Genomic DNA, 18,332 nt, shown 5'->3' with positions numbered 1-18,332 from the left:
ATGTTGATTCTTTATAATTCATTAACCCGCAGTAAAGAGCGTTTTAAACCCATTAATCCTGGCAAAATCCGGATGTATGTTTGCGGTGTCACTGTTTATGATCGCTGCCATTTGGGACATGCGCGCTCAATGGTTTCTTTTGATGTTATTGTACGGTTTCTGCGTTCTCAAGGTTATGATGTCACTTATGTCCGCAATATCACCGATATTGATGATAAAATTATTGTTCGTGCCAATGAGCGCGGAGTATCGATCAACGAATTGACTGCGCAATATATTCAGGCAATGCATGACGATATGTATGCTTTGAACATCTTACCTCCGGATTTGGAGCCTTGCGCAACTGACTATATAGCGTCTATTGTTGATTTAATTGAGCGTCTGCTTGATAAAAATTATGCCTATATTAGTGATAATGGTGATGTGTGTTATCAGGTTGAGCACTTTAAAGAGTATGGCAAATTATCTCATAAAGATTTGGCGGGTTTAGAAGCTGGGGCACGGATTAATATCGTAAAAGAAAAACGTTCTCCTCTGGATTTCGTATTGTGGAAAAAAGCGAAACCCGGCGAACCGAGTTGGCCTTCACCCTGGGGAGAAGGACGTCCGGGATGGCATATTGAATGTTCTGCAATGGCTATGGATGAACTGGGAGATCATATTGATATTCACGGAGGGGGATTAGATTTACAGTTTCCTCATCATGAAAATGAAATTGCCCAAAGTGAAGGGGCAAGCGGCAAAACATTTGCCAATTATTGGCTGCATGTGGGTATGTTGCAGATTAATAATGAAAAAATGGCCAAATCAACAGGAAATTTTTTAACCATTGAAGACGTATTACAAAAACATCATCCTGAAGTAGTCCGTTATTTTTTATTAAGCAGTCATTATCGTAGCCCGTTAAATTATTCGGAAGATAATTTATATAATGCCAGAAAGTCATTGACTCGCCTTTATCAATCCATAAAAGATGTGAAAATATCAAATGATGAAGAATTGGATACCTATTGGCTTGACCAGTTTAACGCTGCCATGAATGACGACTTTAATACACCGATTGCATTGTCTGTATTATTTCAATTAAGCCATGAAATCAATAAAACCAATTCAGTGAAGCAAGCGGTAACATTAAAGCATTTAGCCTCACTAATGGGCTTATTACAATTTTCATGTGAATCTTTTCTACAAGCAGGTCTTGATGAAAACGAGAAAACTACTATTGAACAGTTAATTGAAGAGCGTTTGCAGGCCAGAGCGGCCCGTGACTGGACAAGAGCCGATGAAATCAGGGCTATTTTAATGAGCCAGGGGATAGAGCTGGAGGATAATGTTAACGGTACGACCTGGCGAAAGCGAGCTGAGTGATGCTATCGTTATAAGACCGTATAATGGTGCCAACTCAAGGAAATACCTACGTTCCACGGCTCGTCCGTGGAATCCAGCACGTAGGTCAATCTTGAGTGCCGTAGACAAGCTGCGGGATGTAGATAACGAAAATTGGCTTTAAGTTGACGCCATTACGTAAACATTTGGCAAGAAGAAGTTTTCTGAATTTACTGTGTTGACTAATATGTGCTCAAAAATTCCCTTACTTTAGCCTCCAGTCATCTTGAATGGAAGTAATTTAAAGTTACTTCAGTGTTCCACCAACGAATACTCCTGCCCTAATCCAAAATATTAAGTCCGCATGATTTTGAGCACACATTATGCATATTATTTGGTAAATCGTAATATTTAGACTAACTTTAATAATAAGAATCAGATAGGAGCTATGATGAAGGATCCACTTAGCGAATTAGAAGCCTCTTTAGCTTATGTGTTTGAACTGCAAGAGACTGGTACAGGAAAATACATAAATCCTCTAATCCAACAATTGAAAAAAAACCTGGAGCATTATAAAAAAGAACCGGGATCATCTTTAGGCAAGCTGGTAATGGCAATTAAAAAAGCATTACCCATTATAGAAAATTATGTGGATGCCTATGCAGTAAAAATAAAAATGGAGGCGTTGGCAGCAATAAAAGGAGAAGCTATTAGTTGGGGATTCAATTCTTCTTCTATATCATCGGACGCTCGACTAGGATGAGAATGTTTGAGATCAATGTGGTAATGGATAAATACTGATATTGATGAGTTAGTGTTATACGAATCGCCAGTTTGATTGCCGCAGTATAGCAAAAAGAGGATCATTGTTTTCAAGAAAGCAGCGCACGATCTTTAGCTATTTTTCAAGGGCTTAAATCCACTATACACAAGGTTATCCCCATATTTTGGGGATAAGTTGTCGCTGTCGCGAAATGATGGACATCTTTTCGATAATATTTGCATTGGTTTGCTACAATATCACTCACTTCATCAACTTTTTGACGTACCTCACCTCCAAAATAACGAGTAAGTTGCCTTAAATTGAACTCAAATACAGCAGCGTAATCGTGCTTTTGGTGGTTTCATCAGATTTCATACGGCCTATAAGTAGACATACATTTTCCCATTTGTGACGCAAGGACCGTAACCTTAACATCCAAATCATTCGTCTTCAAAAAAATCATGAGGCAGCTTTACTGCCTCAAAAGAAAAAGGATAAAGGGGCTAAGGGGTAAAAGCCCGGACACACCGAACAGGTCGCTCATTGTTCTTAAAGACGGCGATGTCGTCGCTACCCAAAGGAAAGGTCACGACCCGCGCGAAGTTGGTGAGGTATTGTGACGAACTCCAGTAGAATGCGGACGGAAACCCCCCAAAGTTACAGGGAGTTACACGGTTGGAGCACAATGCGTCATGAACTGCAGACAGCTCATTTTGTGCGGGAAGATACCAGTCAGCACTGATGTCCCGGCAACGCTGGGCAGCGCAATTAGCAAGACTGCCTGTACAGGCTCCATCAAGAATAATTGCATTAGTATTGGCAACGCCATCATCAAGGCTTGTTGCGCCGCTTATATCTGAAAAAGTGTTTGTCCATAGGCTATTAAAGCCTTGTGCCGCATCAATAACGACCTTACCACTGCCGCCGCTTTCCGCAAATACCAATCCCCCTAAATGAGAAAAGGCAATCAAAGCTTGTGGACTATTGGCTGTATTGCTGCCACTAACGGTAATCGTACATGGCACATACGGCGTGTTTGACGTTAGTTCCAGTGTGCAGCTTGCTCCGGGCGCCACACTGGCGCAATTGCTGTCATCAACAGATAGATTAGTGCAGCCTGTCTTATCGCTGACTGTAATTGCATTGGCATTCACGACACTGCCCGCATCATTGGTAACTTCTAAAGACAACGGTGTCATTCCAGCTACCGTAATAACCCGGTCTTGCTGTACAGGATTGGTAATGTTTATTTGGGGCAGACTGGTCACCGTCACATCAACATTTACCGTGTTGGTATTGTCGCCCGCAATGGAAATACTGATTGGCCCTTCTTGAACGCCTGAGGCAAAAGTAATCGTACAGCTTGCGCCAATCGCAAGACTCGCCCCGCAGGTCGTGCTTTGCACGCTGATAGGACTGCCGAAGGGAATGGTGGCAACCACATTATTCGCAGGCTCTGGCGAGGTCAGGCTATTGGTTACAGTGACCAACCCATTTGTTCCCGCAACAAAATTTAAAGCAGAGGGACTCACCGTAATCGTAGCACCTGTGGCAGGGCCGCGGGTAATATGTAAACTAGTGGCGGCACCTGGCTGATAACACTGGTTTGGATTCGGGCTGCCATCCAGATTCGCCTGGCACAGCACGGGGCCGTAATGAACACCTCCCTGAGGTAACACAGTGCCGATAATGGCAAGATTCAAGACACAACTGCTGCCGGCCTGTCCTCTGGGCATCAGTTGACAGGGAGCAGTTTGGCTAATGCCCGGTGTGGACTGAATGACCAGTGTTTTAGGCTTACCTGACTGATTTTGGACCACATACTGTACTGTAGCTGTCCCGTTCGCCGGCACAGTCTGGACGGGATTACTTCCCGGAGCAGGAACAAGCGTCCACAGTGGCTCGGCTGCCTGTGCGGTCATTACTATCGACCCGCAGCATAGCAACATCAGTATTCTGCGTATAAAAAAGTGGTTGTTGGTTCTTTGCATGGTTGCTATCCTTGTACCATATAGTGAGGGCGCTAATCCTGAATTCATGGTCTGTTTCAAAGCTCGGCCTAATCCCTTTTTCCGTAGTTGGTAAACTCATAACCAACCTCTATTTGTCAGTGTTCGTTGAGCGCTTTTTGTATCTCGGTATTTACAAAACTCTGGATTGAGTGATGTTAAAAAACTATTTCAAATTATGATATCAAGCGAATGGTTTAAAGGCAAAAATCCTTTACTTTGTACTCCGATTTGCCTTTGAATATTAGCATCCTCAGATAACAAGAGAGTAAAAGCCCCCGGGTATGATCCCTGTTTTAAACGAAGTATCTCGTAATTTTTTTTTATAATGTTAAAATAATTGAAAATGTAATGATAAGAGTCAAAGATGAAAAAAGTCTGTTATTTAATGTTCGTTTTAGCTTGTTTAACCAGTCCTTGCACTTGGGCAGATACTGAAAATGCTTGTGGTACCCTACATATACAAATAGCAAATCTTACTTCAGAAAGTTGTTTTTTAGTGACATCAAATCTGATACATGGCAGTCTTCATAGTTCTCCTCCTGCCACTATTTTATCGAACGACTCCAAACGATTTGAGATAGCACAAACTGTTTATGGTCCTGAGATAAATCTTGAGTATAACTGTAATGGAAAATATATTACTTTTAAAAGCCAGCAAGAATACTGTTTGTTTAGCGCAGGAAAAATTAGTGGGCAAATCGTATCAAAAACAGTAGGTATTGACGCATCTTATACTACTGAATCCGGTTCAGCTTTTTGGAGAAAGCCAGGTACAATTAATTGGAAACTTACCCCGGAAAAAGGGAGCTTTTAGGTCAGTATTGACTGGTCACTCGAAGGATCTCTGCGAGAGAAGTATCGCCCGCTAACACTCGTTTAAAACCATCCTGGCGTATAGTGGGATTAGCGGGCCGCAGGTAAGCATCGATTGTTTGTAAACTTTCGTTACGATGAATCATGCTTCGTAACGTTTCATCCATACTAATCAGTTCATAAATGCCTGTACGGCCGCGATAACCTAAATGATTACATTGATCACAGCCTTTGGGCTCACATACTTTAGAGATGTCTGTAGCCGAATTTAATCCCATTAATTCGCGTTCATCATCGCGTAGCTGATGGGGAATCTTGCAATGAGAGCATAGTTTTCTTACCAGTCGCTGAGCGATTAAACCTATCATACTGGATGATAACAAAAAGGATTCAACCCCCATGTCGTGAAGGCGTGTCAGAGCGCCCAAAGCGCTATTGGTGTGAAGTGTTGAAAGAACCAAATGCCCCGTGAGGCTGGCCTGTACCGCAATCTCGGCAGTTTCCAGATCACGAATTTCTCCAATCATTACCACATCGGGATCTTGGCGCAGGATAGCACGCAGACCTTTGGCAAAAGTCATTTGCACTTTAGTATTGACTTGAGTTTGCCCGATGCCCGGCAGATCGTATTCAATGGGATCTTCAATCGTTAAAATATTACGGCTGACTTCATTCAGTTCGGTCAGCATGGCATAGAGGGAAGTGGTTTTACCTGAACCTGTTGGGCCAGTTACTAAAATAATGCCATGGGGTTGAGCAATCATTTTGCGCATAGCCGTCAAAGTGGATTTTGGCATCCCTAGCAGACTCAAATCAAGTTGAGCAGCTTGTTTATCCAAAATTCGCAATACAATACGTTCACCATGACTGGAAGGAAGTGTTGATACACGTACATCAATGTTATGCCCGCCAATCCGGAGAGCAATACGACCATCCTGGGGAATACGTTTTTCAGCAATGTCCAATCGGGCCATGACTTTAACACGAGAAATAACTAAAGGAGCAATAGCACGTTGAATCTCTAGAACTTCATGTAAGACGCCGTCAATGCGATTGCGAACTAATACCCGATTTTCGTAAGTTTCAATGTGAATGTCCGATGCTTTTTGTTTTATTGCCTGAGTAAACAGAGCATTAATTAAACGAATAACAGGCGCATCGTCCTGATTATCCAATAAATCCTCGCTTATTGGCAATTGTCCTGCTAACAGAGACAGATCGATATCCTCTTCCATGCCTTCTGCCGCATCAAGTACAGAAGATTGGGACTGATAAAGTTGAGCCAAATGCTGTTGAAACTCTGTTTCGTTGACTTCTTTGAATCTTAATTCACTTTGTAACAGACGTTTGACTTCAGCAAGCGTTTGTAAAGAAGGTTTTGGCAGATGATAAACTATTATGCTCTCATCACTGGGATCGGGACAGGCAATTACTCCCTGATTTTTAGCAAAGGCATAAGGAAGCCGTGTGAATTTTTCATTATTTTCCATAGGTTATTTAGTCATGGCATAAGCTGGTTTGTTTCTGTGATTAAAAGGCTTGGGTAAAGTGGCCCGATTCAAGGCAGGTAAAATCATATCCTGATTGGCTCTATTGTAAGGCTGCTGACGTAACATATCTAATTCATATTGCCGAATGTCATTGTATTTACCTCCGGTAACATGCACTGCTTCGTTTTCATTTCTTAAAATAACCGGTCGTATGAATACCATTAATACCCGTTTTTCCCGAGAATTAATATCACGCTGGAAAAGTCTCCCCACTCCGGGAATATCTCCTATAATGGGAATTTTACTATCGTCATCGCCTAAACTATTCTGAATTAACCCCCCTAATACTACAATATCACCGCTTTCTACATGAACAGAGGTGACGATACTGCTGATGTCAAACGTGGGATTGGTACTATTTTCTGTACTGGATGGATCGATCGTATCGTTACCTTGGTCAATCTGTAGCTGGATCCCTTTTCCACGCGTAATTTGCGGCCTCACATAAAGATGAAGTGCCACATTGAGGCGATCATAGGTCACATAGGGGCTTCCCGCCGCGGTTCCTCCGGCGTTATTTGGGTAGGTAGTGGTGGCAACGGAGACTTGCTTGCCTACCAGAATTTTAGCTTGTCGATTATCCAATACTACAACGGATGGAGTCGATAGAATATTAGCTCGCCGTTGTCTGGCCAGTGCGTAAAGTTGTGCCTGAAAATCTTTAATAGTCGTTTTTGCGTTGATAATAGCAAATCCTGGTCTAAAGTTGAGTGGGTCACCAGTTTGTTGATCGGTGCCCCATTCGATACCCAGATCACAGAAGTCTCGTTCGTTGACCTCCGCAACCAACGCTTCGATAAGAAGTTGAGCGGGTCGAATGTCTAATTGAGTAATCACTGCTTTTAAAATGCGGATCAGGCTTGCTGGTGCATTGACAATGATCGAATTGGTATTGGGTTCTGCGATGATTTGTACCGTGGGCTTGGTTGTGCCTTCATTTTGCGTATTTGCACTGTTTGTATTACCCATAGCAGCTGAGGATGTGGGCAAAGGAGGAAGCATACCCATAAAACCATTTTTGTTCGTACTTGAAGTCCCAGTAGCAAAATTAGAGGCTGGATTAGTGCTGTCTAATTCAGGTCGTGTAATAGTGCCTATAGTAGTACCGACGTTGCCACTAAAGTTTGCCTGCGCAATGCCTGCCAGGATGGGCACCAGATCTTCAGCGCGGAGATAATTTAAATAGATAACCTGCGTGTTGCTATCGTTACCATGTTGACTTTGACGGTCTAATTGAGCGATCAATAAACGTAATCGGATGCGCTCAGTTTTATTGCCACTTAGTAATATCGCATTGCTGCGATCATCAGCAGCCAGCATCACTTGATTGTGTCCTCCCGTGCCTGGTTGAGGCTTTACCAAATCTTTTAAGGTATTGGCTATATCCATAGCCAGGGCATGCTTTAAATGAACATAATCAATCCCGTTCACTGATGAGCTATCGACCTGTTTGATAATAGCAGCCATTTGTTTAATATTACTGGCTCGTCCCGAAAGAATGAGCATATTGGAGGGGGGATAAGCAGAGACATTACTCCATTGAGGCATTAAAGGACGTAAGACAGGTATAAGCTGTTCGGAAGGGACATGATGAACAGGAATGACTGCAACCATCATATCATCACCTCGAGGAGGATTTTTCATCTGGCTTAATAAGTCAGGGGAAAGCGTTTTAGCATCAATATTAGGAACGATTTTGATAACGCTTCCACTGGGTACCGCTGCGTATCCGGAAACCTGAAGCATTGATAAAAAAACCTGATAAAGCTCTTTTTCTGACATTGATGTACTGGAAACGATGGATATTTTTCCTTGCACGCGCGGATCAATTATAAAATTTTTGCCTGTAACGCGAGACACTTCTCCGATAACAGCACGGATATCGGCATTATGTAAATTCCATAATTTTTTTGTTGTCTGGGGGGCAAGGGTATTTTTATTTTCTGTATCGGTAATTAACGGGGTAGCGGGGTTTGTTGTTTTCACAGAACTCGTTTCAGTGAGAGTGGGCTGTGTGAATGTATTCTGGCTCCCTGTACTTAATTTTCGTTGTAAATCTTTGGCAACTGAATAATCGTTAACAGGGCCAACGTTAACTACATAATGAGTCTGGTTTGCTGGATGTTCAATAACAACGGGGTAGTTAATTGATGAAGACAATTTAAATTTTAACTGTAATGCATTATGTTCGTGAGGAAAACTACCCGCTTGCAGCATGTAAGCCGGTTTACCTTCGACAAGCACTGTTTTTATAATGATACCACTTGCATAAGAAGGAATTAAACCAAATAGCACCAAAACACAAAACGCAATTTTTAGCATTAAACAATCATCAAATCATCCATCACTACATCATAACCAAATTTCCCGGGATACCCTAGAGTTTTTAAGTAATTTATCACAGGAAAATATAAAGCAGAAAAGATGGTGGCTATGGGTGGACTCGAACCACCGACCTCAGCATTATGAGTGCCGCGCTCTAACCGGCTGAGCTACATAGCCACAAGAGGTGGTGATTTTGTCCTTTAATGTGCTTGATGTCAATACCAGAAGCTTAATATTTTTAGACTGAGAAAAAGGACGCTAATTCAGTATGGTGAGGTGATTATTAAAGATATATCCTCACATTAACCATTGGCATTCGAACGACTTTCGAATGCCAATGGTCATTCCTTGTGTATTTGATTCCAAAAATGGATTGCATCAAATTATGGTTTGTTTAATGCATTAAATTCCGTTTGAACTTCTTCCTGCAAAGTGACTGCCTTATTCATTTGCGGTTGAAAAAATCTGTGTTTTATTTCGGCTACCGTCAGGTTATTGGTATATATTTTTCTGATTTGTGTAATGGTTACATTATGGCTTTCATCAACCGTTCTATAAGAATATTCCAGGGTGTCCTGATGATAATCAAGGGAGGCCGAATTTGGCAATGAATACATTGCTCTAACTATCTCAACTGTTTTAGTAAGTGCATCCAAACCTGTTGATACAATGAGCGGTATAGATAGTGCAATCGCTGTACCCACTATAACAACCAACAATGTTGGTACAAACGCGGGTATATGCACTAAAGCATATATCAATGCTATGAAGAGTAAGATTCCCCCAATGGTACGTATTCCTCCTTAAAAATTGTGAACGAGCAGCTGCGGAAAGTAGGGTCAGTATCAATAACTTCTGAGCTGACATGAGGCTAAATCATCTTTCCGCAAACAGGAATGTTAAACTATAAGAAGAAAGAGCGCACCAGGTCCCCGTAATACCTGCACTAATAGCTGTTGTTTCTTTTGCGTTGCTATCGCTTGTAACATTTTAACATTGGTAGTGGGTTGTTTATTAGCCGAAATAATAATATCACCGGGCCTTAAACCTGCTCGCCAACCCGCACTATTTTCAGAGGCACCCACTACCTGTATACCTGCCACATGGCCGTGCAATGGAGATTCCTGCTCAAAACTTTTTAAAGCCAACCCATAAAGAAAAGGGTTATTAGCCTGTAATTTTTGTTCATGTTTTTTAACATCCGTGACTACGGCATTCAGCGTCATTTCCTTTCCGTCACGCTTTATCGTTATTTTCGCTTCACTACCAACACGTAAAAGACCAATAGTCGTTTTTACCTGAGTTGCTTGCGTGATTTTGGTGTCATTAATCTGAGTAATGATATCGCCTGGTTTCAGACCTGCTTTTTCAGCGGGTGAATCCTCATTAACCTGAGAAACAATGGCTCCCTGAAGCTCCTCTGGATAGCCCATTGCCTGAGCAAGTTCGGGCGTTAGATGCTGGACAAAAATACCCATAAGGCCACGGTGTATCGAGCCGAATTTAATTAGCTGCTGGGCAACATCCTTCGCCATATTAATAGGGATTGCGAAGCCAATACCCACGTTGCCACCATAGGGTGATATAATAGCGGTGTTAATACCAATCAATTCACCTGCGGCATTAACAAGAGCGCCACCTGAATTGCCTGGATTGATTGCCGCATCCGTTTGAATAAAGTTCTCTACGCCTTCAATATTTAAATCACTACGCTTTGTTGCGCTGATAATCCCAAAAGTAGCTGTTTGGCTGTTTCCAAAACTGTTTAGCCCAAAAGGATTACCAATAGCAACGACAAAATCACCTACTTCTGCTTTATCAGAGTCGCCAATAGGGAGACTTTTAAGATTTTTTGCATCAATTTTTAAAACGGCAATGTCTGTTTCACTATCACCGCCAATAAGTTTTGCTTTCAGACGTCGGCCATCATTTAAAGTAACTGTAATGAGGTTTGCATTACGCACCACATGATCGTTGGTAATCACAACACCATTACGAGGATCGACAATGACTCCTGAACCAATACTTTGAAATTTTCGTGGTTTTTCGGGAATTAATTGGGGTTGGTGTGGTTGCTGATTTTGTGTGGAGGCTTCTTCGTCTTCTTCGGCATTGGTCAGCGTGCCGGGAATGACGCCTTGCACGGCGACATTTACAATAGCTGGCATGGCATTTTTGAGTACCGGAGCAAGAGTAGGGGCTATGGAGCCATTTTCCGCTGTAGCTGTGCAACTCAATGAGCAAATTAGAGAGAGAAACGCGATTTTTAGCAGGAGAGTATGAATTTTATAAGTCATATATGTTATCCCGTTTATTCGTTGAACCAGATGAGAGTAGCCATTCTACCTGTTTGTGCCTCACGGCGATAGGAATAAAAGTCTTTTTTTTGCTCAAAAGTGCATGTTTTTGCTTGAAAGACTGCAAAAACGCCTAAAGAGTTAAGGACTAATTCGGTAAGTCGTGGCAGATCTGCCAACCATTTTACACCTTTAGCTTGAAAACCACTAGCTGCAAAAGAGTAACGATTTTGACAAGCCTCAAGCACGTCATTGCCCACTTCATAGCAGGAGCCGCAAATAGCTGGGCCAATCCAGGCTATCAATTTTGTCGGTGAACTTTGCATTTTGGTAATCGTATTTTCAATAATGCCATTGACCAGCCCTCGCCATCCAGAATGAATGGCCGCAATTTCATTTCCTTGCTGATTACAAAGCAGTATAGGGAGGCAATCTGCTGTCATAATTGCTAACACATGTTTTTTAGAACGACTAATAGCAGCGTCTGCTTTACGATCGGTTTCCTCTTCAACAATAACGCAGCGATTGGAGTGTGTCTGTTCCAGCCATTCTGGTTCTTCAGGTAATTTTAATAAACGGGTTAAGGTTTGGCGATTGGTATTAACGGCAACAGTATCGTCCCCAACATGAAGGCCGAAATTGTTTTGTGCATAAGAAAGTTTACTGGCACCAGGAGTACGAAAAGTTGTTAGTGCACTAATAGCAGGCGGCGCTGGCCAATTAGCAGGAAAAAAATTAAGCAAAAGAATTATCCAGTGTGGAAAGAAGTAGTTGAAAATCATCAGGCAAAGGCGCCTCAAATGTCAATGTTTCATTGTTTTCCGGATGTAAAAAAGATAATTTCCAGGCGTGTAAAGCCTGTCGCCGAAATTGTCTTAGTATTTCTTTCAATTCATCTGATGCCAGAGAGGGAATGCGAAGTCTTCCTCCGTACAGAGGATCACCTATAACCGGATGATTGATATAAGCCATATGAACGCGAATCTGGTGGGTTCGTCCGGTTAACAATTGAACTTCCAGTAGTGTCATATCCTGATAATGCTTGCGAATCGAATAAAGGGTAACAGCTTGTCTGCCTTGGGTACAAACTGCCATTTTTAAACGATTTCGGGGATGCCTGCCATAAAAAGTATCAATTTCTCCACCGGAAATAAGATGACCTTGAACTAATGTTAAATAACGGCGTTGAATTTCACGATTTTGCATTTGCCGTATAAGTTGAGTATGGGCGGTAAGCGTTTTGGCGACCACCAATAAGCCTGTTGTGTCTTTGTCAAGGCGGTGAATAATTCCTGCGCGAGGTAAATAATGTAAATCAGGCGCATGATGAAGAAGGCCATTAACCAGCGTGTGCTGACGATTACCCGCACCTGGGTGTACAACTAACCCTGCGGGCTTATTAATAATTAATAAATGGTCGTCTTCATAAATAATGTGCAGAGGGATAGCTTCAGGATGATCAAGAGCTTCCTCGCTTGTAAAGGTAGAAAAATCAACTGTCAGGGTGATTTGTTCACCGCCCAGTACTTTGTCTTTCGGTTTGCACAGACGATGGTTTACAGTGATTGCCCCTTCTTTTAACCAGCTGCTTAGTTGAGAGCGAGAATAATCGGGAAACAATTGCGCGAGTACCACGTCAAGTCGCTGTCCATGATAATCGCGCGGAATAATAACATATTTTGCAATCAGGTCGCTCATTAGCCAGTTACAATCTCTTCGGCCAAACGTCCGCGTAAGGAATTAGGCAAGGCTTCATTAATGTATACATGAACAAAATGCCCCACTAATTCCTGCGAACCGTCAAAATTGACCACGCGGTTACAGTCGGTTCGCCCGGATAACTGTTGGGAATTCTTTTTGGATTGTCCTGTAACAAGAATTTTTTGCGTACTTCCAATCATTGCCTGACTATATCGCGAAGCTTGTACAAGCAATCTGTTTTGTAAAATTTGCAGTCTTTGTTTTTTGGTCTCCATAGGTGTGTCATCAGGTAAGTTTGCTGCCGGGGTTCCAGGACGAGGGCTGTAAATAAAGCTAAAGGAAGTATCGAATCCGATATCCTGGATCAAATCCATGGTATCTTGAAAATCCTGATCGGTTTCACCGGGAAAGCCTACAATAATATCCGTGGAAAGATGAATGTCGGGACGAACTTTTCGTAATTTGCGAATTTTTGATTTAAATTCCATTGCGGTATAACCACGCTTCATCATCGCAAGAATTTTGTCGGAGCCACTTTGTACAGGTAAATGAAGATGATTGGCTAATTCGGGCACTTCGGCATAAGCGTTAATTAAATTGTCAGAAAAAGCGAGTGGATGGGATGTGGTAAAACGAATGCGGCCTATGCCATCTATCGCTGCAAGATAATGAATTAATAAAGCCAGATCAGCAATATCACCATTGTTCATTAACCCACGATAATCATTGACATTTTGTCCCAGGAGATTAATTTCCCGCACACCCTGCATTGCCAAATGATAACATTCAGCCAAAACATCATCAAAAGGACGGCTGATTTCTTCGCCGCGGGTATAAGGAACCACACAATAACTACAATATTTACTACAACCTTCCATAATGGATACAAAGGCAACCGGGCCTTTTGCGCGCGGGGCAGGCAGATGGTCGAATTTTTCAATTTCGGGGAAACTGATGTCCACGACAGGTTTTTTGGTATTTAATCGTTCGTTAAGCAAAGCGGGAAGTCTGTGTAATGTCTGGGGGCCGAAAACCAGGTCAACGTAAGGGGCGCGTTTAATGATCTCGGAACCCTCCTGGCTAGCCACACAGCCGCCAACACCAATCACTACATGGGGGTTTTTCTTTTTAAATTCACGCCATTGACCCAATTGAGAAAATACTTTTTCCTGTGCTTTTTCTCGAATAGAGCAAGTATTCAGCAAAATAACGTCAGCTTCTTCGAGCTGTTCTGTTTTTTGCAGGCCATGGGATTGTAATAATACTTCAGCCATTTTAGATGAATCATATTCATTCATCTGGCAACCGTTTGTTTTGATAAAAAGTTTTTTCATCGTCATTATCTTTTAATAAAAATCGTTTTTGTTAAAGGCCCTGTTTTCTATACAAAACCCGATACTGAGTTTGTTTTAGTAAGTAAAAGACCTATCCTTGTACACTTTGGCAATGTGTTTCTTGCAGACGAGGTAAAATCAGCAAGGATATTAAAATACCTGCTGGCAATAAAGCCAGCGCTATATAATAGGCTTCCAGTGGGTAAACGCGAACTTTATCATGAATCTCTCCTTGCCACATTTTATCAAGAATAAAACCAATAACAGGTTGGGCAAGAGCAATCCCTATCATATTCATCATATTCATAAAGCTTAGGCCGGTCGCTACATAGCGTTTGCTACATAATTCTTTGGCAACGGCAAACGCAGGAAGAAAGCCGGCAGAAAATATACCAAAAAGGAAGAGTAAAAGTTGCATGAGCCAACTTGATTGAATAGGAGCGTAAATAAAAAGCAGACTGGTTGTTAGCGCGCCTATACTGCCAATGTACATCGGCGGTTTTCTTAAACCGATACGATTGGAAAAAATTCCCCATAAAGGACTGGCAATAGCCCATCCTACAAAGACTAAAGAGATGTAATTGGCAGCAACCGGTTTAGTCAGGTTCATTTTAAACATGAGAAAGGGAACACCCCACAAGCCGCAAAATACAGGGGTTGCCATGTACATGAGACCGCCATAAGTAGCAACTAACCACAATTGTTTATTTTTTATTAACGTAAGCAAACTATGTAAAAGTGGCTCTTCATCGGAAGAAGGGTAACTTGAGTGGAGCGGGTGAGCAGGTGAATCCTGAGCTATTAACAAAATAAGAAATGCCAGAATAAGGCCAATGCCTCCCATAATAATCATGCTGTTTCGCCAGCCAGTATTATCCACCAGTAAAGCTAAAGGTGCTTCGCCACCAATAGCACCTAACATTCCGATGGTAACCATTATACCTGTCAACAAGGCGAAACGTTGGGCCGGAAACCAGTTGGCAGCGAGTTTCATTGAACCTACAGCAGCAAAGGCAGAACCAAAACCGATCATTAAACGAGCAATACAAGCCATAAAAAAATTGTCCGTTAACCCAAAGGCAATTGTGCTGATTGCACAAATTGTTGTAGCGATAGTCAACAGGCGATGTGGGCCAAAATGATCCATTAACACGCCACCAGGTAATTGCATTGCAGCGTAAGAATAAAAATAAATGCCAGATAAAATACCCAGGGTTTGGCTGGTAACCGAAAAATCCCGCATTAGTTCCGAACTCATAACGGAAGGGGATACTTGAAGTAAACACTCGTAAAAGTAGAAGAGACATCCTAATCCCCAGACAATCCAGGGCATTATTGATTTGCGAGTAGGATTTTCTTCCGTAGCAGGTTGTTTGCCACCGTAAGTCATTAGCTTCTTTGCTCCAAAGTTCCTGTTAAGTATCAATCATGCTTGTTAGTGAGGTTATTCGGAATGTTTGTCGGTTTTGCTACACGAAATAATAAATACTCTCTAATCAGACTGATTAATAAAACAAATAGACAAAAATAAAATGTTACCAGCTTGATTACTAATTGTCTATTATGCTCAGTACATCAGGCGAGTTTAACCTTTGTGCCGGACAAAAAAACCATTAACGCGAATTGCCGATAAAAGTCGGCATGCATGTCTTGTTAAAGCTAATTGGAATCGACGACTTACGTTGGCAATTCGGTACTCTTTGAATTTTTTGTCCAGCACAAAGCTTTTATTATAAAACACGTGAAGAAGGTTTAATAATTTGAAATTAAGTGTATGATAACAACTTCTGGATGTATTTACCATGAGAGAAATTTGCTGGCAGGATATAAGAAATTATTCCTTCGTTGAGGAGGCAGCATGGTGGTAGAACTATTATCAAGGATACAATTTGCTTTTAGCATTGGATTTCACATTCTTTTTCCCACGCTCAATTTAGGTCTGGCCGTATTTTTGGTTATTATGGAAGCCGTATGGCTAAAAACTAACAATCCTGTTTATTTAAAAATTTGTAAATTCTGGACTAAAATTTTCGCGCTTACTTTTGGGATGGGGGTGGTATCGGGTATTGTTCTGGCTTATCAGATAGGAACCAATTTTGGACCTTTAATTATTCGATTTGGTAGTGTGTTAGGTGCTTTATTTGCTTATGAAACGTTAACGGCTTTTTTTCTCGAAGCCGGTTTTCTTGGGGTGATGCTTTTTGGCTGGAAACGCGTTCCGCCGATCTTGCATTTTATAGCCACTCTTTTTGTAACCATCGGAACAACTGTTTCAGCATTCTGGATTATGTCTGCCAATTCATGGATGCAAACCCCCGCCGGCTATGAAATTTCAGCGGGTAAATATGTTGTTGCGAACTGGTGGGATGTTGTTTTTAATCCTTCTTTTATTCCTCGCTTGATTCATATGATTTTGGCTTCCTATACAACGACTTGTTTTGTAATAGCGGGTGTGGCGTGTTATTTTCTCCTTAAAAAGCAACACTTGCATGTTGCAAAAACTTGCCTGTCCTTTGTCATGTGGTCCGCTTTGATAGTGGTGCCTTTGCAAATTGTTATAGGTGATGTTGTAGGCCTTGTTATTTATCGTTATCAACCTTTAAAAACGGCAGCAATAGAAGGAAATTGGAATACCCAAAAAGGCGCGCCTTTCGTGCTTTTTGCATTCCCCTCGCAAGAAGAGCAAAAAAATAGATACGCTATTACTATTCCCAAATTGGCTAGTTTATTAAATACACATGAATGGAATGGAGAATTGTTGGGGCTGGATTCTGTAAGTAATATGGAGCAGCCTCGCGTGGCTCCTGTTTTCTTTACATTCAGGATTATGGTCGGTATTGGGCTTTTAATGTTTGGCATAGCATTGCTGGCATTATGGCTTCGCGCTAAAGGTATTCTTTATTCATCGCGACGTTTTCACCGACTATGTCTGTTGATGGCGCCGCTGGGGTTTATTGCCAGTATTTCTGGCTGGTTAACGGCTGAAATGGGCCGACAGCCCTGGGTTATTTATAATCTTATGAAGACCAGAGATGCTGTTTCTGCTGTTGGTATGGAAGAAGTGATTATTTCGATGATACTACTGCTTCTGGCTTATGGCATTGTTTTTGGATTCTATCTTTATTACCTTTTTAAAATGATTCGTACAGGACCATTAGCGCTTGATCATCATGGCATTGAATCCCATTCCTTTCAATATATGACTGATATAGAGAGAAAATGATGCTGCCACTTATTTTTGCGGGTTTATTAGCGTTTATTATAATCATGTACGTTATTTTAGACGGTTTTGATTTGGGTATAGGTGTTCTTTTCCCTTTTACCCAAAATGAAGACGAGCGCGATCAAATGATGAATTCCATCGCGCCTGTATGGGATGGTAATGAAACCTGGCTCGTTTTCGGGGCAGCTATGCTCTATGGTGCTTTTCCTGTGGTTTATGGCTTATTATTGCCCGTGTTATATATGCCTCTTATGCTTATGTTGATTGCATTAATTTTTAGAGGAGTAAGTTTTGAATTTCGTTTCAAAGCAGACACATCCAAACCTCTCTGGAATTGGTTATTTACTATAAGCTCCATCGCCGCCTCTTTTTTTCAGGGAGTCGTATTAGGTTGTTTCGTACAAGGTTTTTCTATCAATGAAATGGCATTAACTATTAATAGCGTGTGGCTTACTCCATTTAGTCTTCTGACAGGTGTTGCGTTGGTGTGTGGTTATGGGCTATTGGGCGCAACCTGGATGATTATGAAATCGGAAGGCAGTCTGCAAAATAAAATGAGAGATTTTGCCAAAGGTTTATTAACCCTGGTGAGTTTCTTTTTAGTATTCGTCAGTATTTGGACTCCATTACACAGTACTGAGATCATTAATCGCTGGTATAGCTTCCCGAATATTTTATTGCTCTCGCCATTGCCTATAATCACGGCCGTTATGATTTTTTTAACCTGGCGAAGCCTGACAGAGGGACATGAGTATAAACCGTTCATTTTTAGCATCGTGATTTTTTTATGTTCTTATTTAGGGATTGCTATCAGTGTTTATCCCTATTTGATCCCTCATCAGGTCACTTTATGGGAAGCAGTCGCTCCCGATACCACGTTGATTTTTATTTTGGTCGGTGTTGGCATCATGTTACCTGTTTTAATGGCTTATACTGCTTATGCCTATTATGTTTTTCGCGGCAAATCGCATGAAGGCTACCATTAATG

The 18,332-nt window shown here is 41.6% G+C and carries 14 protein-coding genes and 1 tRNA gene; 5 read left to right on the top strand and 10 right to left on the bottom strand.

The annotated features are described in order from the left end of the window. Together cysS and T345_RS0100720 are read left to right on the top strand one after the other, a co-directional pair. Window positions 1-1,368: a cysteine--tRNA ligase gene (cysS, locus tag T345_RS0100725; RefSeq protein ID WP_028387645.1), complete on the top strand. Its 1,368-nt coding sequence runs from the start codon at window positions 1-3 to the stop codon at window positions 1,366-1,368. 409 nt (window positions 1,369-1,777) lie between these two features. Beyond that, on the top strand, window positions 1,778-2,089 hold the full coding sequence (locus tag T345_RS0100720) for a hypothetical protein (RefSeq protein WP_028387644.1): 312 nt from the start codon (window positions 1,778-1,780) through the stop codon (window positions 2,087-2,089). Between the two features lie 503 nt (window positions 2,090-2,592). Here T345_RS0100720 and T345_RS15145 read toward each other — a convergent pair. Beyond that, complete coding sequence (locus T345_RS15145) at window positions 2,593-4,080, bottom strand: Lcl C-terminal domain-containing protein (RefSeq protein WP_028387643.1); 1,488 nt, start codon at window positions 4,078-4,080, stop codon at window positions 2,593-2,595. A 385-nt stretch (window positions 4,081-4,465) separates the two neighbouring features. Between T345_RS15145 and T345_RS0100710 the strand changes: the two genes are divergently transcribed. Then, window positions 4,466-4,915, top strand: a complete 450-nt coding sequence (locus T345_RS0100710) for a hypothetical protein (RefSeq protein ID WP_028387642.1) — start codon at window positions 4,466-4,468, stop codon at window positions 4,913-4,915. Between the two features lies 1 nt (window position 4,916). On the opposite strand, the gene lspE is transcribed toward T345_RS0100710, so the two are convergent. The 9 genes from lspE to T345_RS0100665 all read right to left on the bottom strand — a co-directional run bounded on the left by lspE (window position 4,917) and on the right by T345_RS0100665 (window position 15,511). After that, window positions 4,917-6,404, bottom strand: coding sequence for a GspE family T2SS ATPase variant LspE (gene lspE / locus T345_RS0100705; protein WP_028387641.1), 1,488 nt, complete (start codon window positions 6,402-6,404; stop codon window positions 4,917-4,919). 3 nt (window positions 6,405-6,407) lie between these two features. After that, on the bottom strand, window positions 6,408-8,786 hold the full coding sequence (lspD, locus tag T345_RS0100700) for a GspD family T2SS secretin variant LspD (RefSeq protein ID WP_051555066.1): 2,379 nt from the start codon (window positions 8,784-8,786) through the stop codon (window positions 6,408-6,410). A 103-nt stretch (window positions 8,787-8,889) separates the two neighbouring features. Continuing rightward, window positions 8,890-8,966, bottom strand: a tRNA-Met gene (locus T345_RS0100695). Between the two features lie 206 nt (window positions 8,967-9,172). Next, window positions 9,173-9,535 carry a hypothetical protein gene (locus T345_RS0100690; protein ID WP_131777686.1) on the bottom strand — a complete coding sequence of 121 codons (363 nt, stop codon included), beginning with the start codon at window positions 9,533-9,535 and terminating at the stop codon, window positions 9,173-9,175. A gap of 153 nt (window positions 9,536-9,688) precedes the next feature. After that, a complete protein-coding gene (locus T345_RS0100685; RefSeq protein WP_242604545.1) occupies window positions 9,689-10,957 on the bottom strand; it encodes a Do family serine endopeptidase in 1,269 nt (422 codons plus the stop codon). 143 nt (window positions 10,958-11,100) lie between these two features. Further along, on the bottom strand, window positions 11,101-11,829 hold the full coding sequence (gene pgeF, locus T345_RS0100680; protein ID WP_028387637.1) for a peptidoglycan editing factor PgeF: 729 nt from the start codon (window positions 11,827-11,829) through the stop codon (window positions 11,101-11,103). Then, on the bottom strand, window positions 11,822-12,784 hold the full coding sequence (gene rluD, locus T345_RS0100675; RefSeq protein WP_028387636.1) for a 23S rRNA pseudouridine(1911/1915/1917) synthase RluD: 963 nt from the start codon (window positions 12,782-12,784) through the stop codon (window positions 11,822-11,824). Before rluD ends, pgeF begins: the two co-directional genes overlap by 8 nt. Next, complete coding sequence (gene miaB / locus T345_RS0100670; protein WP_028387635.1) at window positions 12,784-14,121, bottom strand: tRNA (N6-isopentenyl adenosine(37)-C2)-methylthiotransferase MiaB; 1,338 nt, start codon at window positions 14,119-14,121, stop codon at window positions 12,784-12,786. The genes rluD and miaB overlap by 1 nt, the downstream gene beginning before the upstream one ends. Before the next feature lie 91 nt (window positions 14,122-14,212). Further along, window positions 14,213-15,511: an MFS transporter gene (locus T345_RS0100665; RefSeq protein WP_028387634.1), complete on the bottom strand. Its 1,299-nt coding sequence runs from the start codon at window positions 15,509-15,511 to the stop codon at window positions 14,213-14,215. Between the two features lie 468 nt (window positions 15,512-15,979). Between T345_RS0100665 and T345_RS0100660 the strand changes: the two genes are divergently transcribed. Next, window positions 15,980-17,344: a cytochrome ubiquinol oxidase subunit I gene (locus T345_RS0100660; protein ID WP_028387633.1), complete on the top strand. Its 1,365-nt coding sequence runs from the start codon at window positions 15,980-15,982 to the stop codon at window positions 17,342-17,344. Continuing rightward, complete coding sequence (gene cydB, locus T345_RS0100655) at window positions 17,344-18,330, top strand: cytochrome d ubiquinol oxidase subunit II (protein ID WP_028387632.1); 987 nt, start codon at window positions 17,344-17,346, stop codon at window positions 18,328-18,330. The genes T345_RS0100660 and cydB overlap by 1 nt, the downstream gene beginning before the upstream one ends. Window positions 18,331-18,332 lie beyond the last annotated feature (2 nt).

This window comes from Legionella fairfieldensis ATCC 49588, assembly GCF_000621525.1.
In the GTDB taxonomy this organism is placed as follows: Bacteria; Pseudomonadota; Gammaproteobacteria; order Legionellales; family Legionellaceae; genus Tatlockia; species Tatlockia fairfieldensis.
The sequence above is the reverse complement of the archived record's forward strand: the minus strand, read 5'-3'. Positions and strand labels throughout refer to the sequence as shown.

Bases quoted from the DNA above. Each gene is read 5' to 3' on its own strand.
- T345_RS0100665 (WP_028387634.1), bottom strand. From the start codon at position 15,511: ATGACTTACGGTGGCAAACAACCTGCTACGGAAGAAAATCCTACTCGC.
- T345_RS0100660 (WP_028387633.1), top strand. From the start codon at position 15,980: ATGGTGGTAGAACTATTATCAAGGATACAATTTGCTTTTAGCATTGGA.
- T345_RS0100720 (WP_028387644.1), top strand. From the start codon at position 1,778: ATGAAGGATCCACTTAGCGAATTAGAAGCCTCTTTAGCTTATGTGTTT.
- cysS (WP_028387645.1), top strand. From the start codon at position 1: ATGTTGATTCTTTATAATTCATTAACCCGCAGTAAAGAGCGTTTTAAA.
- miaB (WP_028387635.1), bottom strand. From the start codon at position 14,121: ATGAAAAAACTTTTTATCAAAACAAACGGTTGCCAGATGAATGAATAT.
- lspD (WP_051555066.1), bottom strand. From the start codon at position 8,786: ATGCTAAAAATTGCGTTTTGTGTTTTGGTGCTATTTGGTTTAATTCCT.
- T345_RS0100710 (WP_028387642.1), top strand. From the start codon at position 4,466: ATGAAAAAAGTCTGTTATTTAATGTTCGTTTTAGCTTGTTTAACCAGT.
- lspE (WP_028387641.1), bottom strand. From the start codon at position 6,404: ATGGAAAATAATGAAAAATTCACACGGCTTCCTTATGCCTTTGCTAAA.
- rluD (WP_028387636.1), bottom strand. From the start codon at position 12,784: ATGAGCGACCTGATTGCAAAATATGTTATTATTCCGCGCGATTATCAT.
- T345_RS0100685 (WP_242604545.1), bottom strand. From the start codon at position 10,957: ATGCCAGCTATTGTAAATGTCGCCGTGCAAGGCGTCATTCCCGGCACG.
- T345_RS15145 (WP_028387643.1), bottom strand. From the start codon at position 4,080: ATGCAAAGAACCAACAACCACTTTTTTATACGCAGAATACTGATGTTG.
- cydB (WP_028387632.1), top strand. From the start codon at position 17,344: ATGCTGCCACTTATTTTTGCGGGTTTATTAGCGTTTATTATAATCATG.